Consider the following 14,183-nt stretch of genomic DNA (forward strand, 5'->3'; position numbering starts at 1 on the left):
ACCAGTGACAACGATCACCCCCCATTCCGGGAACCGGAAATCGAACTCCGGCGAGGCCCCGGGCCGTTTTGGCCCCCCACAGGGTGCGCCCGGTACGCTCACCGCCGTGCCACACGCTGATCAGTACCGAACCGCCCCGCCCCGGCCGCAGCAGGCCCGCCCGACACCCCTGGGCGACCTGGCCGCGCAACTGGGGGTCGACGCCCCCCAGGCCGCCGAGATCTCGGGCATCACCCACGACTCGCGGGCCGTGCGCCCCGGCGACGTGTACGCGGCCCTGCCGGGCGCACGCGCCCACGGCGCCGACTTCGTCGCCCAGGCCGCGGGACTCGGCGCCGCCGCGATCCTCACCGACCCGGCGGGCGCCGAGCGCGCCGCCGCGACCGGCCTGCCGGTCCTGGTCGTCGAGAACCCGCGCGGCCGGATGGGCGAACTCGCCGCCGAGATCTACGGGCGGCCCGGCGCCGACCTCCTCCAGATCGGCATCACCGGCACCTCGGGCAAGACCACCACCGCCTACCTCGTCGAGGGCGGACTGCGCGGCTCCGGACACCACACCGGACTCGTCGGCACCGTCGAGATGCGGATCGGCGACGAGCGCATCAAGTCGGAGCGGACCACCCCCGAGGCCACCGACCTCCAGGCGCTCTTCGCCGTCATGCGCGAGCAGGGCGTCGACGCGGTCGCCATGGAGGTCTCCAGCCACGCCCTCGTGCTCGGCCGGGTCGACGGCTGCGTCTTCGACGTCGCCGTCTTCAACAACCTCAGCCCGGAGCACATGGAGTTCCACTCCGACATGGACGACTACTACCGGGCGAAGGCCGGGCTCTTCACGCCCGAGCGCAGCCGCCTCGGCGTGGTCAACCTCGACGACGCCTACGGCCGCAGGCTCGTGACGGACGCGACCGTCCCGGTCGTCACCTTCTCCGCCGAGGGCCGCGCCGACGCCGACTGGCGAGCCGAGGACCTCGTCCTCGGCTCGCACGACTCGACGTTCACCGTCGTCGGACCCGAGGGCGTACGGATCCCGGCCACCGCGCCGCTGCCCGGCCCGTTCAACGTCGCCAACTCCCTCGCCGCGATCGTCACCCTCGCCGTCGCGGGCGTCGACCCCAAGAGCGCCGCCGAGGGCGTCGCGGCCGTCCCCGGCGTACCGGGCCGCCTGGAGCGGGTCGACGCGGGCCAGCCGTACCTCGCGGTCGTCGACTACGCCCACAAGACGGACGCCGTCGAATCGGTCCTGCGCTCCCTGCGCGAGGTCACCGAGGGCAGGCTCCACGTGGTCATCGGCTGCGGCGGCGACCGGGACACCACCAAGCGCGGCCCGATGGGCGCCGCCACGGCCCGGCTCGCCGACACCGCCGTCCTGACCTCCGACAACCCCCGCTCCGAGGACCCCCTCGTGATCCTCACCGCCATGCTCGCGGGGGCCGCGGACGTGCCGGCGGGGGAGCGCGGCGACGTCCTGGTCGAACCCGACCGGGCCGCCGCCATCGCGGCGGCCGTCGCCCGCGCGCGCCCCGGCGACACCGTCCTGGTCGCCGGCAAGGGCCACGAACAGGGCCAGGAGATCGCCGGAGTGGTCCGCCCCTTCGACGACCGCGAGGTCCTGCGCGCGGCGATCCTCGAACAGAACGCCCCGGCCGCCCCCTCCGGCGGCCGGGCCGAAGCCAGCCACCAGAACAGTCAGGGATGAAGCAGTGATCGCCCTCTCCCTCGCCGAGATCGCCGAAATCGTCGGCGGGCAGGCGCACGACATACCGGATCCGGCCGCCCGGATCACCGGGCCCGTCGTCATCGACTCCCGCGAGGTGCGGGCCGGCAGCCTCTTCGTGGCCTTCGCCGGTGAGAACGTCGACGGCCACGACTACGCGGAGCGGGCCGTCGCCGCGGGTGCGACGGCCGTCCTGGCCGCCCGCCCCGTCGGTGTCCCCGCCCTCGTCGTGGACGATGTCCAGACCGCGCTCGGGGCCCTCGCCCGGGCGGTCGTCGAACGGCTCGGCACCGATGTCGTCGCCCTCACCGGCTCGGCGGGCAAGACGTCCACCAAGGACCTGATCGCGCAGGTCCTCGAACGGCACGCGCCCACGGTGTGGACGCCCGGTTCGCTCAACAACGAGATCGGCCTGCCGCTGACCGCGCTGAAGGCGACCGACGAGACCCGGCACCTGGTCCTGGAGATGGGTGCCCGTGGCATCGGGCACATCCGCTACCTCACCGGCCTCACCCCGCCGCGGATCGGACTCGTCCTCAACGTGGGCACCGCCCACATCGGCGAGTTCGGCGGCCGGGAGCAGATCGCCCAGGCCAAGGGCGAACTCGTCGAGGCGCTGCCGTCGGCCGAGGAGGGCGGGGTGGCGGTCCTCAACGCCGACGACCCGCTCGTCCGCGCGATGGCGAGCCGCACCAAGGCCCGCGTGATCCTGTTCGGCGAAGCGGACGAAGCGGCCGTACGGGCCGAGAACGTCCGCCTCACAGCGACCGGGCAGCCCTCTTTCCTGCTTCACACACCCACCGGGTGCAGTGACGTGACCTTGCGCCTGTACGGTGAGCACCACGTGTCGAACGCGCTCGCAGCGGCCGCCGTCGCGCACGAGTTGGGCATGCCTGTCGAGGAGATCGCCACCGCGCTCTCCGAGGCCGGCACCCTGTCGCGCTGGCGCATGGAGGTCACCGAGCGTCCGGACGGCGTGACGATCGTCAACGACGCCTACAACGCGAACCCCGAGTCCATGCGAGCCGCCCTGCGCGCGCTCGCGTCCATGGGCAGGGCCGCACAGGCCCGAGGGGCTCGTACGTGGGCGGTGCTCGGCAAGATGGCCGAGCTCGGTGACGCATCGCTCGTCGAGCACGACGCGGTCGGACGGCTCGCCGTCCGGCTCAACGTCAGCAAGCTCGTCGCGGTCGGGGACAGGGAAGCGTCCTGGCTGCAACTGGGCGCATATAACGAGGGTTCGTGGGGTGAGGAGTCGGTGCACGTGTCCGACGCGCAGGCGGCTGTCGACCTGTTGCGCAGTGAGCTGCGCCCGGGGGACGTCGTCCTTGTGAAGGCTTCCAGGTCGGTCGGTCTGGAACAGGTCGCCCTGGCTCTCCTCGACACCGAGGGTGAGGTCACCGGCCGATGAGGCAGATCCTCTTCGCGGGGGCCATAGGGCTCTTCCTGACCCTGATCGGCACCCCGCTGCTCATCAAGCTCCTCGCGCGCAAGGGGTACGGGCAGTTCATCCGGGACGACGGCCCGCGCGGCCACGCCGGGAAGAAGGGCACGCCCACCATGGGCGGCATCTCCTTCATCCTGGCCACGCTCATCGCGTACGCCCTGGCCAAGGTCATCACCGGCGAGCCCGTCTCGTACTCCGGGATCCTGGTCCTCTTCCTGATGGCCGGCATGGGTCTGGTCGGCTTCCTCGACGACTACATCAAGATCGTCAAGCAGCGGTCGCTCGGCCTGCGGGCCAAGGCGAAGATGGCCGGACAGCTGATCGTGGGCATCGCCTTCGCGGTGCTCGCGCTCCAGTTCTCCGACTCGCGCGGTCTCGCCCCGGCCTCCATGAAGCTCTCCTTCATCACGGACTTCGGCTGGTCCATCGGCCCGGTGCTCTTCGTGGTCTGGGCGCTCTTCATGATCCTGGCCATGTCCAACGGCGTGAACCTGACGGACGGTCTGGACGGTCTGGCCACCGGCGCCTCGGTGATGGTCTTCGGCGCGTACACCTTCATCGGGCTCTGGCAGTTCCAGGAGTCCTGTGCGAACGCCCTCACCCTGACCAACCCCAACGCCTGCTTCGAGGTGCGCGATCCGCTCGACCTCGCGGTGGTCGCCTCCGCGCTGATGGGCTCCTGCTTCGGCTTCCTCTGGTGGAACACCTCACCCGCCAAGATCTTCATGGGTGACACCGGCTCGCTCGCCCTCGGCGGCGCCCTCGCCGGTCTCGCCATCTGCTCCCGCACGGAGCTGCTGATCGCCCTGCTCGGCGGCCTGTTCGTGCTGATCACGATGTCCGTGGTCATCCAGGTCGGCTCGTTCAAGATGACCGGCAAGCGCGTCTTCCGGATGGCACCCCTCCAGCACCACTTCGAACTCAAGGGGTGGTCCGAGGTCCTTGTGGTCGTCCGGTTCTGGATCATCCAGGGCATGTGCGTGATCGTGGGCCTGGGCCTCTTCTACGCGGGATGGGCATCGTCGAAGTGACAGAACAGCTCGACTGGAACGGCAGGAACGTCACCGTCGCGGGGCTCGGGGTGTCCGGCATCCCGGCCGCCCGTGTCCTGCGCGGGCTCGGCGCGCGGGTGACCGTCGTCAACGACGGCGACGACGAGCGCTCCCGGGCGCAGGCCGCCGAGCTGGAGGCGGAGGGCATCACCGTCCGCCTCGGCGACGGGGCGACCCTGCCGGCCGGCACCGAGCTGATCGTCACCACCCCCGGCTGGCGTCCCGACAAGCCGCTGTTCACGGCCGCCGCCGAGGCGGGCGTGGAGGTCTGGGGCGACGTCGAACTCGCCTGGCGGCTCAGGGGCGCCGACGCGGCCCCCTGGCTGGCGGTCACCGGCACCAACGGCAAGACCACGACCGTGCGGATGCTCGCCTCGATCCTGGAGGCGGCCGGACTGCGGACCGCCGCCGTCGGCAACATCGGGGTCTCGCTCCTCGACGCCGTCCTCGGTGAGGAGCCGTACGACGTGCTCGCCGTCGAACTCTCCAGCTACCAGCTCCACTGGGCGCCGTCCGTCCGCGTCCACTCGGCCGCCGTGCTCAACCTGGCGCCCGACCACCTCGACTGGCACGGCTCCATGGAGGCGTACGCCGCCGACAAGGGCCGGATCTACGAGGGCAACCAGGTCGCCTGCGTCTACAACGTCGCGGACAAGGCGACCGAGGACCTGGTCCGCGAGGCCGACGTCGAGGAGGGCTGCCGGGCCATCGGCTTCACCCTCGGCACGCCCGGCCCGTCCGAACTGGGCGTCGTCGAGGGCATCCTCGTCGACCGGGCCTTCGTCGAGAACCGGCAGAAGAACGCCCAGGAACTGGCCGAGGTCGCCGACGTGCAGCCGCCGGCCCCGCACAACATCGCCAACGCGCTCGCGGCCGCCGCCCTCGCCCGCGCCTTCGGCGTCGACGCGAAGGCCGTACGGGACGGGCTGAAGGCCTTCCGGCCCGACCCCCACCGCATCGAACTGGTCGAGGAGGTCCAGGGAGTCACGTACGTCGACGACTCCAAGGCCACCAACACCCACGCGGCGGAAGCCTCGTTGGCGGCCTACGACCCGATCGTCTGGATCGCCGGCGGACTCGCCAAGGGCGCGACCTTCGACGAGCTCGTCCAGAAGTCGGCGAAGCGCTTGCGCGGCGCCGTCCTGATCGGCGCCGACCGCGCCCTCGTCCGCGAAGCCCTGGCGCGACACGCCCCGGAGGTCCCGGTGGTGGACCTCGACCGGACCGACACTGGGGCGATGTCCGAGGCGGTCCGCGAGGCGGCCCGGCTGGCCCGCCCGGGAGACACGGTGCTCCTCGCCCCGGCCTGCGCCTCGATGGACATGTACACCAACTACAACAAGCGCGGCGAGGCCTTCGCGGACGCGGTCCGCGCCCTCGCCGCCACCGGGGACGCCTGACCTGACCAGTGGGAAGGTCCGGCAGGACCGGGCTCGACCAAAGGGGGCAGCGACCATGCCGAGCAAGATCGCAGGGACACGCCGGCCTTCCGCCGTACGCGGCGGAGGGCGGGCACCCGCGCCCCCGCGACGGGTGCGCGGGGGAGGCGTACGAGGCCTTCGGGAGCGGGTGCTGAAGGCCTGGGACCGGCCGCTCACGGCGTACTACGTGATCATCGGCGCGGCGCTGCTCATCACCATGCTCGGCCTGGTGATGGTCTACTCCGCCTCGATGATCACGGCACTCCGCTACGAACTGGTGCCGTCCTACTTCTTCCGCAAGCAGTTCTTCGCCGCGCTGCTCGGCACCGGGCTGCTGCTCGTCGCCTCCCGGATGCCGGTGAAGCTGCACCGGGCCCTCGCCTATCCGATCCTGGTCGGCGCGGTCTTCCTGATGGTGCTCGTCCAGATCCCCGGGATAGGGCACTCCGTCGGCGGCAACCAGAACTGGATCTCGCTGGGCGGCCCCTTCATGCTCCAGCCGAGCGAGTTCGGCAAGCTGGCGCTGATCCTCTGGGGCGCCGACCTGCTCGCCCGCAAGCAGGACATGAAGCTGCTCACCCAGTGGAAGCACATGCTGGTGCCGCTGGTCCCCGGCGCCTTCATGCTCCTCGGGCTCATCATGCTCGGCGGCGACATGGGCACCGCGATCATTCTCACGGCGATCCTGTTCGGCCTGCTGTGGACCGCCGGTGCGCCCACCCGGCTCTTCGTCGGCGTGCTCACGGTGGCCGGCGTGATCGGGGTGCTGCTCATCAAGACGAGCGCGAACCGGATGAAGCGCTTCGACTGCATCGGCGCCTCCGACCCCGGCGGGGAGGGGGCCCCCTGCCTCCAGGCCGCGCACGGAATCTACGCTCTGGCCTCGGGTGGCTGGTTCGGTTCCGGACTCGGTGCGAGCATCGAGAAATGGGGCCAACTGCCGGAAGCGCACACCGACTTCATCTTCGCGGTCACCGGTGAGGAACTGGGTCTCGCGGGGACGCTGTCGGTACTCGCCCTGTTCGCGGCTCTAGGCTATGCGGGTATCCGCGTGGCCGGAGGCACGGAGGACCCCTTCGTGAGGTTCGCCGCGGGAGGTGTGACCACCTGGATCACGGCTCAGGCCGTGATCAACATGGGTGCGGTGCTCGGCCTGCTGCCGATCGCCGGGGTCCCGCTCCCGTTGTTCTCCTACGGTGGGTCGGCCCTGCTGCCGACCATGTTCGCCGTCGGGCTCCTCATCGCCTTCGCGCGACAGGAACCCGCCGCGAAAGCGGCCCTGGCCATGCGCCGCCCCGGCTGGGGTAAGCGGGCCGGGGTGAGATGGAAGTCGATGCGACGGCGCGTCAAGAAGCGCCCGTCCGGAGAGCGGTGAATTTCGGTGCATGTCGTACTCGCCGGCGGGGGGACCGCCGGCCACATCGAGCCCGCGCTGGCCCTCGCGGACGCCCTGCGAAGGCAGGACCCCAGCGTGGGAATCACGGCGCTCGGCACGGAGAAGGGTCTGGAGACCCGGCTCGTGCCCGAGCGGGGCTACGAGTTGGCCCTCATCCCCGCCGTACCGCTGCCCCGCAAGCCCACCCCCGAGCTGATCACCGTCCCCGGACGGCTGCGCGGCACGATCAAGGCGGCCGAGCAGGTCCTGGAGCGCACCAAGGCGGACTGCGTGGTCGGCTTCGGCGGCTACGTGGCGCTGCCCGGCTATCTCGCGGCCAAGCGGCTCGGGGTGCCCATCGTGGTCCACGAGGCCAACGCCAGGCCCGGTCTCGCCAACAAGATCGGTTCGCGGTACGCGGCCGGGGTCGCCGTCGCCACCCCCGACAGCAAGCTCCGCAACGCCCGCTACATCGGCATCCCGCTGCGGCACACCATCGCGACCCTCGACCGGGCGCGGGTGCGTCCCGAGGCGCGCGCGGCCTTCGGCCTCGACCCGAACCTGCCGACACTGCTCGTGTCCGGCGGCTCGCAGGGTGCCCGGCGGCTCAACGAGGTCGTCCAGCAGATCGCCCCGGTGCTCCAGCGCTCGGGCATCCAGATCCTGCACGCGGTCGGCCCCAAGAACGAGATGCCACGCGTCGACAACATGCCCGGAATGCCGCCCTACGTACCGGTACCGTACGTGGACCGGATGGACCTCGCGTACGCCGCGGCCGACATGATGCTCTGCCGCGCGGGCGCGATGACCGTCGCCGAGCTCTCCGCCGTCGGGCTGCCGGCCGCGTATGTCCCGCTGCCCATCGGCAACGGCGAACAGCGACTCAACGCGCAGCCGGTGGTCAAGGCCGGCGGTGGACTCCTCGTCGACGACGCGGAGCTGACGCCGCACTGGGTGCAGGCCAACGTCCTGCCCGTACTGGCCGATCCGCACCGGTTGTACGAGATGTCCCGTGCCGCCGCCGAGTTCGGCCGCAGGGACGCCGACGACCTGCTCGTCGGCATGGTCTACGAGGCGATCGCCGCCCGCCGACAGGCGTAGCGGCGGCGAGAGGCGGGAAGCGTGGCAGCCGGACCGACGACCGCCGAGAAGAGCGGTGCGAGCACGTCGAAGGGGTCGTCGCGGGGTCCGTCCCGTGCGGGCACCCGGAACAGCAAGTTCCGGGTGCCCGGCACCCGGGCGCTCCTGATCGCGTTCGGGTGCCTCGTCCTCGTGGCCGGCGGGGTCTGGGCGCTCTACGGATCGACGTGGTTCCGTGTGGAACATGTGAAGACTTCCGGCGCCGGGGTCCTGACGGCGCGTGAGATCGAGGCGGTCGCTGCCGTCCCGGTGGGCGCCCCGCTCGTCTCGGTCGACACCGACGCCATCGAGGTCCGGCTCCGGCAGCGGCTGACCCGCATCGAGACGGTGACCGTCGTGCGGTCCTGGCCGCACGGAATCGGGCTGAACGTGACGGAACGGAAGCCTGTTCTCCTCATCGAAAAGGGCGGAAAGTTCATCGAAGTGGATGCGACCGGTGCCAGGTTCGCCACCGTCGACACCGCCCCCCGAGGCGTCCCCCGGCTCGTCCTCGACAGTGCCTCCTCCCCGAGCCTGCGCCGCTTCCCCGCGGACCGGCTGCTCCGGGAGGCCGTCCGCGTCCGGGGTGAACTCCCGGCGGAAATCGCCCGGGACACTCGTGTCGTACGCGTCACCTCGTACGACTCCGTCACTCTGGAGCTGACGGGCGGACGCACCGTCTTCTGGGGCAGCGGCGAGCACGGCCCGGTCAAGGCCCGGGTTCTCACCGCGCTGCTGAAGGCCACTCCCAAAGCGGGGCACTTCGATGTAAGTGCCCCCACCGCGCCCGCATCGTCCGGGAGTTGACGGGTATTACCCCTGGCCAGCACCCTGGTTGGCCAGCGCTACGGGTGATCACATAGGGTGAAAAGAAAAACGGGAGGTTCGGCGTGTTCGTTGAACGTGCGCCGCTTGTCGACTTAGTGTCTCGTTCGGAAGAGTCCAGCGAACAGAGACACTGGTAACCCTAAACTTCAAGGTTAGGGTTTGGGTCGGCGTTTCGGACCGTCCCAATCGGCATCCGTCGGAGCGGCGCGACCAACCGCGCACGCGACGACACGTAACTCGAGGCGAGAGGCCTTCGACGTGGCAGCACCGCAGAACTACCTCGCAGTCATCAAGGTCATCGGTGTCGGCGGCGGTGGTGTCAATGCCATCAACCGAATGATCGAGGTCGGTCTCAAGGGCGTCGAGTTCATCGCGATCAACACCGACGCGCAAGCGCTGTTGATGAGCGACGCCGACGTCAAGCTCGACGTCGGCCGTGAACTCACCCGCGGCCTCGGGGCCGGGGCGAACCCGGCCGTCGGTCGCAAGGCGGCAGAGGACCACCGTGAGGAGATCGAGGAGGTCCTCAAGGGGGCCGACATGGTCTTCGTCACCGCAGGCGAAGGCGGCGGGACCGGCACCGGCGGCGCCCCCGTCGTCGCCAACATCGCGCGCTCGCTCGGCGCCCTGACGATCGGTGTGGTCACCCGGCCGTTCACCTTCGAGGGCCGCCGTCGCGCCAACCAGGCGGAGGACGGCATCGCCGAGCTCCGCGAAGAGGTCGACACCCTCATCGTCATCCCCAACGACCGGCTCCTGTCGATCTCGGACCGTCAGGTCTCCGTGCTCGACGCCTTCAAGTCGGCCGACCAGGTGCTGCTGAGCGGTGTCCAGGGCATCACCGATCTCATCACCACCCCGGGTCTGATCAACCTCGACTTCGCCGACGTCAAGTCGGTCATGTCCGAGGCCGGTTCGGCCCTCATGGGCATCGGATCCGCACGCGGCGACGACCGCGCGGTGGCCGCCGCGGAGATGGCGATCTCCTCGCCGCTCCTGGAGGCCTCCATCGACGGCGCCCGTGGCGTGCTGCTCTCCATCTCCGGCGGCAGCGACCTCGGTCTCTTCGAGATCAACGAGGCCGCGCAGCTGGTCAGCGAGGCGGCCCACCCCGAGGCCAACATCATCTTCGGCGCCGTCATCGACGACGCCCTGGGCGACGAGGTCCGGGTCACCGTCATCGCGGCCGGCTTCGACGGCGGACAGCCGCCGGCCCGCCGGGACAACATCATCGGCTCGGTCTCGGCCAAGCGCGAGGAGCCGGCCCCGGCACCCCGCCACACCGAGACCTCCCGCCCGCTCGGCGGCCTCGGCACGGTCGCCCCGCGCGAGGAGCCGGCCCCGGCTCCGGCCGAGCCCGCCCCTGCGGTCAACGAGATCCCGCTGTCGCCGGCCCCGCCGGTCGTCCCGCCGGCCCGCCCGTACGGGGACAGCCAGGCCGAAGAGCTGGACGTCCCGGACTTCCTGAAGTGATAGGACAGCGCTTCGACGCGAACGGCGCGCACTTCGCCTTCACCGACAGGTGGGGCGGGGTGAGCGCCGTTCCGTATGCGGAGCTCAACCTGGGCGGCGCGGTGGGGGACGACCCCGGGGCCGTGACCACCAACCGGGCGCGCGCGGCCGGCGCCCTCGGGCTCGACCCCGCGCGGGTGGTCTGGATGAACCAGGTGCACGGCGCGGACGTCGCCGAGGTCGACGGACCGTGGACCACCGCCGAGATCCCGGCCGTGGACGCGCTTGTCACCACCCGGCCGGGGCTCGGCCTCGCCGTCCTCACCGCGGACTGCGTCCCGGTCCTCCTCGCGGACCCGGTCGCCGAAGTCGTCGCCGCCGCCCACGCGGGGCGTCCCGGCATGGTGGCGGGGATCGTCCCGGCCGCGGTCGCGGCCATGATCGAACTGGGCGCCGAGCCCGCCCGTATCGTCGCCCGCACCGGCCCCGCCGTCTGCGGGCGCTGCTACGAGGTTCCGGAGGCCATGCGGGCCGAGGTCGCCGAGACCGAACCCGCCGCCTGGGCCGAGACGAGCTGGGGCACCCCGGCCGTCGACGTCGTCGCCGGCGTGCACGCCCAGCTCGAACGGCTCGGCGTCGGGGACCGGCAGGCCAGTACGGTCTGCACCCGGGAATCCGGTGACCACTACTCGTACCGCCGCGATCGCACCACGGGGCGACTCGCGGGATATGTCTGGTTGGACTGAGAAGAGACATGACGGACCGCACGTCGGAACTGGCCGAGAACCTGGCCCGGGTGGAGGAGCGCATCGGCGCGGCCTGCGCCGCGGCCGGGCGCGCGCGGGAAGAGGTGACGCTCATCGTGGTCACCAAGACCTACCCCGCGAGCGACGTGAGAATCCTCCACGGTCTCGGCGTGCGGAACGTGGCCGAGAACCGGGACCAGGACGCCGCCCCCAAGGCGGCCGCCTGTGCCGACCTTGATCTGACCTGGCACTTCGTGGGTCAGTTGCAGACCAACAAGGTCAGATCCGTGGTGGGTTATGCCGATGTGGTGCAGTCCGTCGATCGCTTGAAGCTCGTTTCGTCCCTCTCCGCGGCCGCGGAGAGGGAGGGTCGCGAGCTCGGCTGTCTCCTCCAGGTCGCGCTCGACGCCGGGTCCGGTGAGCGCGGTGACCGGGGCGGTGTCGCTCCGGACGGGATCGAGGAGTTGGCGGCCGCGGTGGAGGCGGCCCCCGGCCTTCGGCTCGGCGGACTGATGACGGTCGCCCCGCTGGCCGGCCCGTACGCCGGAAGGCAACGCGCGGCGTTCGACCGGCTGATGGATTTGTCGACTGCCCTGCGCGTGACCCGTCCGGCTGCGAACATGGTGTCGGCAGGGATGAGCGCGGACCTCGAGCAGGCCGTCGCGGCCGGGGCGACACATGTACGCGTCGGTACGGCGGTACTCGGCGTCCGCCCGAAGCTCGGGTAACGTCGCGAAGCAGGTCGGACCACAGCAGAAAATATGGTCATTTCGCAGAACGGCGGAATGGCCCGTGGATCGCGGGCACTTGGTGACGCTGCGACATTGGCCAGTAGGGCGATCCACCACAGAGCGGAGGACTCAGAGAATGGCCGGCGCGATGCGCAAGATGGCGGTCTACCTCGGCCTCGTGGAGGACGATGGGTACGACGGCCGGGGCTTCGACCCCGACGACGACTTCGAACCCGAGCTGGAGCCGGAACCCGAGCGTGAACGGCGCCACACCCCTCCGCGGCAGGTCGAGCGTGAGGAACCGGTGCGAGTGGTGCAGCCCCCGGCTCCCCGGGAACCGCTCGCCCATTCCGTCCCGGTACTCGCCGAAAGTGGACGTCCGGCCCGAATTGCCCCCGTGGCATCCATCACACCCGAACGTCCGAGCATGGAGAAGAACGCACCGGTGATCATGCCCAAGGTCGTGTCCGAGCGGGAGCCCTACCGCATCACCACATTGCACCCGCGGACCTACAACGAGGCCCGTACCATCGGGGAACACTTCCGTGAGGGCACCCCGGTGATCATGAACCTCACGGAGATGGACGACACGGACGCGAAGCGACTTGTCGACTTTGCCGCCGGACTCGTCTTCGGGCTCCATGGCAGCATTGAGCGCGTGACGCAGAAGGTGTTCCTGTTGTCGCCTGCTAACGTCGATGTCACGGCGGAGGACAAGGCCCGGATCGCAGAGGGCGGATTCTTCAACCAGAGCTGAGAACACGAGAACCGGACGGACCGACCGCGAAGCGGCCGGACGAGCAAGAGCATGGACACAGGGGAGAGGGAAACGCGGGATGGGCGTCGCACTACAGGTGGTCTACATCGTTCTGATGTGCTTCCTCGTCCTCCTGATCGTCCGACTCGTCATGGACTACGTCTTCCAGTTCGCCCGTTCATGGCAACCCGGTAAGGCGATGGTGGTCGTCCTTGAGGCCACCTACACTGTCACCGATCCACCGCTCAAGCTTCTGCGGCGACTCATCCCGCCGCTGCGTCTCGGGGGCGTGGCACTCGACCTGTCCTTCTTCGTTCTGATGATCATTGTCTACATCCTGATCTCCATCGTGAGCAGCTTCGCGAGGTGAATGTGGACGATACGGTCTTGCCGACTGCCGACGACTACGTAGAGGTGAAGAAGAGATGCCGCTGACCCCCGAGGACGTGCGGAACAAGCAGTTCACGACCGTCCGCCTCCGAGAAGGCTATGACGAGGACGAGGTCGATGCCTTCCTCGACGAGGTCGAGGCCGAGCTGAACCGCCTGCTCCGCGAGAACGAGGACCTGCGCGCCAAGCTGGCCGCCGCGACGCGTGCCGCCGCGCAGAACCAGCAGCAGCAGGGGATGCGCAAGCCCCCGGAGCAGCAGGATCGTCCCGTCGGTCCCGGTGCGCCCGTGCCCGCCGCCATATCCGGACCGCCGGTCCAGCAGCAGCCGCCGCAGATGGGCCCGCCGCAGCTGCCGTCCGGTGCCCCGCAGCTTCCCGCGGGCCCCATGCAGGGCGGCCCGATGGGTCCCGGCCCGATGCAGGGCGGCCCCATGGGTCACCCGCAGCAGCAGCAGATGCAGCAGCAGATGCAGCAGCAGCAGATGCAGCAGCAGATGCCCCCGCAGATGCAGCAGCAGCAGCCTGCCCAGGGTCCCGGCGGCGACAGTGCCGCACGTGTCCTCTCGCTGGCCCAGCAGACCGCCGACCAGGCGATCGCCGAGGCCCGCTCCGAGGCCAACAAGATCGTCGGCGAGGCGCGTTCGCGCGCCGAGGGCCTGGAGCGGGACGCCCGCGCCAAGGCGGACGCGCTGGAGCGGGACGCGCAGGAGAAGCACCGCGTCGCGATGGGCTCCCTGGAGTCCGCCCGCGCCACGCTCGAGCGCAAGGTCGAGGACCTGCGCGGCTTCGAGCGCGAGTACCGCACGCGGCTGAAGTCGTACCTGGAGTCGCAGCTGCGTCAGCTGGAGACCCAGGCCGACGACTCGCTGGCTCCGCCGCGGACCCCGGCCGCGGCCTCGCTGCCGCCGGCCCCGTCGATGGCCTCGGCCGGCGCGGGTGCCCCGTCCTACGGCAACGGCTCGATGGGTGGTGCGCCGTCCATGGGTGGCGCCCCCTCCTACGGCGGTCAGCAGCAGATGTCCCCGGCCATGACCCAGCCGATGGCTCCGGTCCGGCCGCAGGCACCGCAGCCGATGCAGCAGGCGCCGGCGCCGATGCGGGGCTTCCTGATCGACGAGGACGACAACTGACGGCGGGTGGTCGCGCGATGA

Annotated in this window: 13 protein-coding genes; all 13 read left to right on the forward strand. The window is 70.7% G+C overall.

Annotation, left to right across the window (positions count from 1 at the left end; translation table 11 throughout):
- The first annotated feature begins 4 nt into the window (after positions 1–4).
- The 13 genes from ACFWV2_RS17930 to ACFWV2_RS17990 all read left to right on the forward strand — a co-directional run bounded on the left by ACFWV2_RS17930 (position 5) and on the right by ACFWV2_RS17990 (position 14,162).
- Positions 5–1,696, forward strand: coding sequence for a UDP-N-acetylmuramoyl-L-alanyl-D-glutamate--2,6-diaminopimelate ligase (locus tag ACFWV2_RS17930; protein WP_384405987.1), 1,692 nt, complete (start codon positions 5–7; stop codon positions 1,694–1,696).
- 4 nt (positions 1,697–1,700) lie between these two features.
- Positions 1,701–3,125 (forward strand): UDP-N-acetylmuramoyl-tripeptide--D-alanyl-D-alanine ligase, encoded by a 1,425-nt coding sequence (gene murF / locus ACFWV2_RS17935; RefSeq protein ID WP_384405988.1) that lies wholly within the window; start codon positions 1,701–1,703, stop codon positions 3,123–3,125.
- Positions 3,122–4,192: a phospho-N-acetylmuramoyl-pentapeptide-transferase gene (gene mraY / locus ACFWV2_RS17940; protein ID WP_360783127.1), complete on the forward strand. Its 1,071-nt coding sequence runs from the start codon at positions 3,122–3,124 to the stop codon at positions 4,190–4,192. Before murF ends, mraY begins: the two co-directional genes overlap by 4 nt.
- A complete protein-coding gene (gene murD / locus ACFWV2_RS17945) occupies positions 4,174–5,613 on the forward strand; it encodes a UDP-N-acetylmuramoyl-L-alanine--D-glutamate ligase (protein ID WP_384405989.1) in 1,440 nt (479 codons plus the stop codon). The genes mraY and murD overlap by 19 nt, the downstream gene beginning before the upstream one ends.
- A 55-nt stretch (positions 5,614–5,668) precedes the next feature.
- On the forward strand, positions 5,669–7,009 hold the full coding sequence (gene ftsW / locus ACFWV2_RS17950) for a putative lipid II flippase FtsW (protein ID WP_384405990.1): 1,341 nt from the start codon (positions 5,669–5,671) through the stop codon (positions 7,007–7,009).
- A gap of 6 nt (positions 7,010–7,015) precedes the next feature.
- The gene (gene murG / locus ACFWV2_RS17955; protein WP_384405991.1) at positions 7,016–8,110 is read left to right on the forward strand and encodes an undecaprenyldiphospho-muramoylpentapeptide beta-N-acetylglucosaminyltransferase; all 1,095 of its coding nucleotides are present in this window, start codon (positions 7,016–7,018) and stop codon (positions 8,108–8,110) included.
- 21 nt (positions 8,111–8,131) lie between these two features.
- Positions 8,132–8,935, forward strand: coding sequence for a cell division protein FtsQ/DivIB (locus tag ACFWV2_RS17960; RefSeq protein ID WP_384405992.1), 804 nt, complete (start codon positions 8,132–8,134; stop codon positions 8,933–8,935).
- A gap of 279 nt (positions 8,936–9,214) precedes the next feature.
- Positions 9,215–10,429, forward strand: coding sequence for a cell division protein FtsZ (gene ftsZ / locus ACFWV2_RS17965; RefSeq protein ID WP_384405993.1), 1,215 nt, complete (start codon positions 9,215–9,217; stop codon positions 10,427–10,429).
- Complete coding sequence (gene pgeF / locus ACFWV2_RS17970) at positions 10,426–11,154, forward strand: peptidoglycan editing factor PgeF (RefSeq protein ID WP_384405994.1); 729 nt, start codon at positions 10,426–10,428, stop codon at positions 11,152–11,154. The genes ftsZ and pgeF overlap by 4 nt, the downstream gene beginning before the upstream one ends.
- Positions 11,155–11,162: 8 nt before the next feature.
- Positions 11,163–11,882 (forward strand): YggS family pyridoxal phosphate-dependent enzyme, encoded by a 720-nt coding sequence (locus tag ACFWV2_RS17975; protein ID WP_384405995.1) that lies wholly within the window; start codon positions 11,163–11,165, stop codon positions 11,880–11,882.
- Between the two features lie 139 nt (positions 11,883–12,021).
- Positions 12,022–12,642: a cell division protein SepF gene (locus ACFWV2_RS17980; protein ID WP_073806744.1), complete on the forward strand. Its 621-nt coding sequence runs from the start codon at positions 12,022–12,024 to the stop codon at positions 12,640–12,642.
- A gap of 79 nt (positions 12,643–12,721) precedes the next feature.
- Positions 12,722–13,012: a YggT family protein gene (locus ACFWV2_RS17985; protein WP_017238790.1), complete on the forward strand. Its 291-nt coding sequence runs from the start codon at positions 12,722–12,724 to the stop codon at positions 13,010–13,012.
- Between the two features lie 55 nt (positions 13,013–13,067).
- Positions 13,068–14,162: a DivIVA domain-containing protein gene (locus tag ACFWV2_RS17990; RefSeq protein WP_384405996.1), complete on the forward strand. Its 1,095-nt coding sequence runs from the start codon at positions 13,068–13,070 to the stop codon at positions 14,160–14,162.
- The last annotated feature ends 21 nt before the right edge of the window (positions 14,163–14,183 follow it).

This window comes from Streptomyces sp. NPDC058671, from assembly GCF_042716475.1.
Classification (GTDB): domain Bacteria; phylum Actinomycetota; class Actinomycetes; order Streptomycetales; family Streptomycetaceae; genus Streptomyces.

Bases quoted from the DNA above. Each gene is read 5' to 3' on its own strand.
- mraY (WP_360783127.1), top strand. From the start codon at position 3,122: ATGAGGCAGATCCTCTTCGCGGGGGCCATAGGGCTCTTCCTGACCCTG.
- murD (WP_384405989.1), top strand. From the start codon at position 4,174: ATGGGCATCGTCGAAGTGACAGAACAGCTCGACTGGAACGGCAGGAAC.
- ftsW (WP_384405990.1), top strand. From the start codon at position 5,669: ATGCCGAGCAAGATCGCAGGGACACGCCGGCCTTCCGCCGTACGCGGC.
- ACFWV2_RS17975 (WP_384405995.1), top strand. From the start codon at position 11,163: ATGACGGACCGCACGTCGGAACTGGCCGAGAACCTGGCCCGGGTGGAG.
- ACFWV2_RS17980 (WP_073806744.1), top strand. From the start codon at position 12,022: ATGGCCGGCGCGATGCGCAAGATGGCGGTCTACCTCGGCCTCGTGGAG.
- ACFWV2_RS17985 (WP_017238790.1), top strand. From the start codon at position 12,722: ATGGGCGTCGCACTACAGGTGGTCTACATCGTTCTGATGTGCTTCCTC.
- ACFWV2_RS17990 (WP_384405996.1), top strand. From the start codon at position 13,068: ATGCCGCTGACCCCCGAGGACGTGCGGAACAAGCAGTTCACGACCGTC.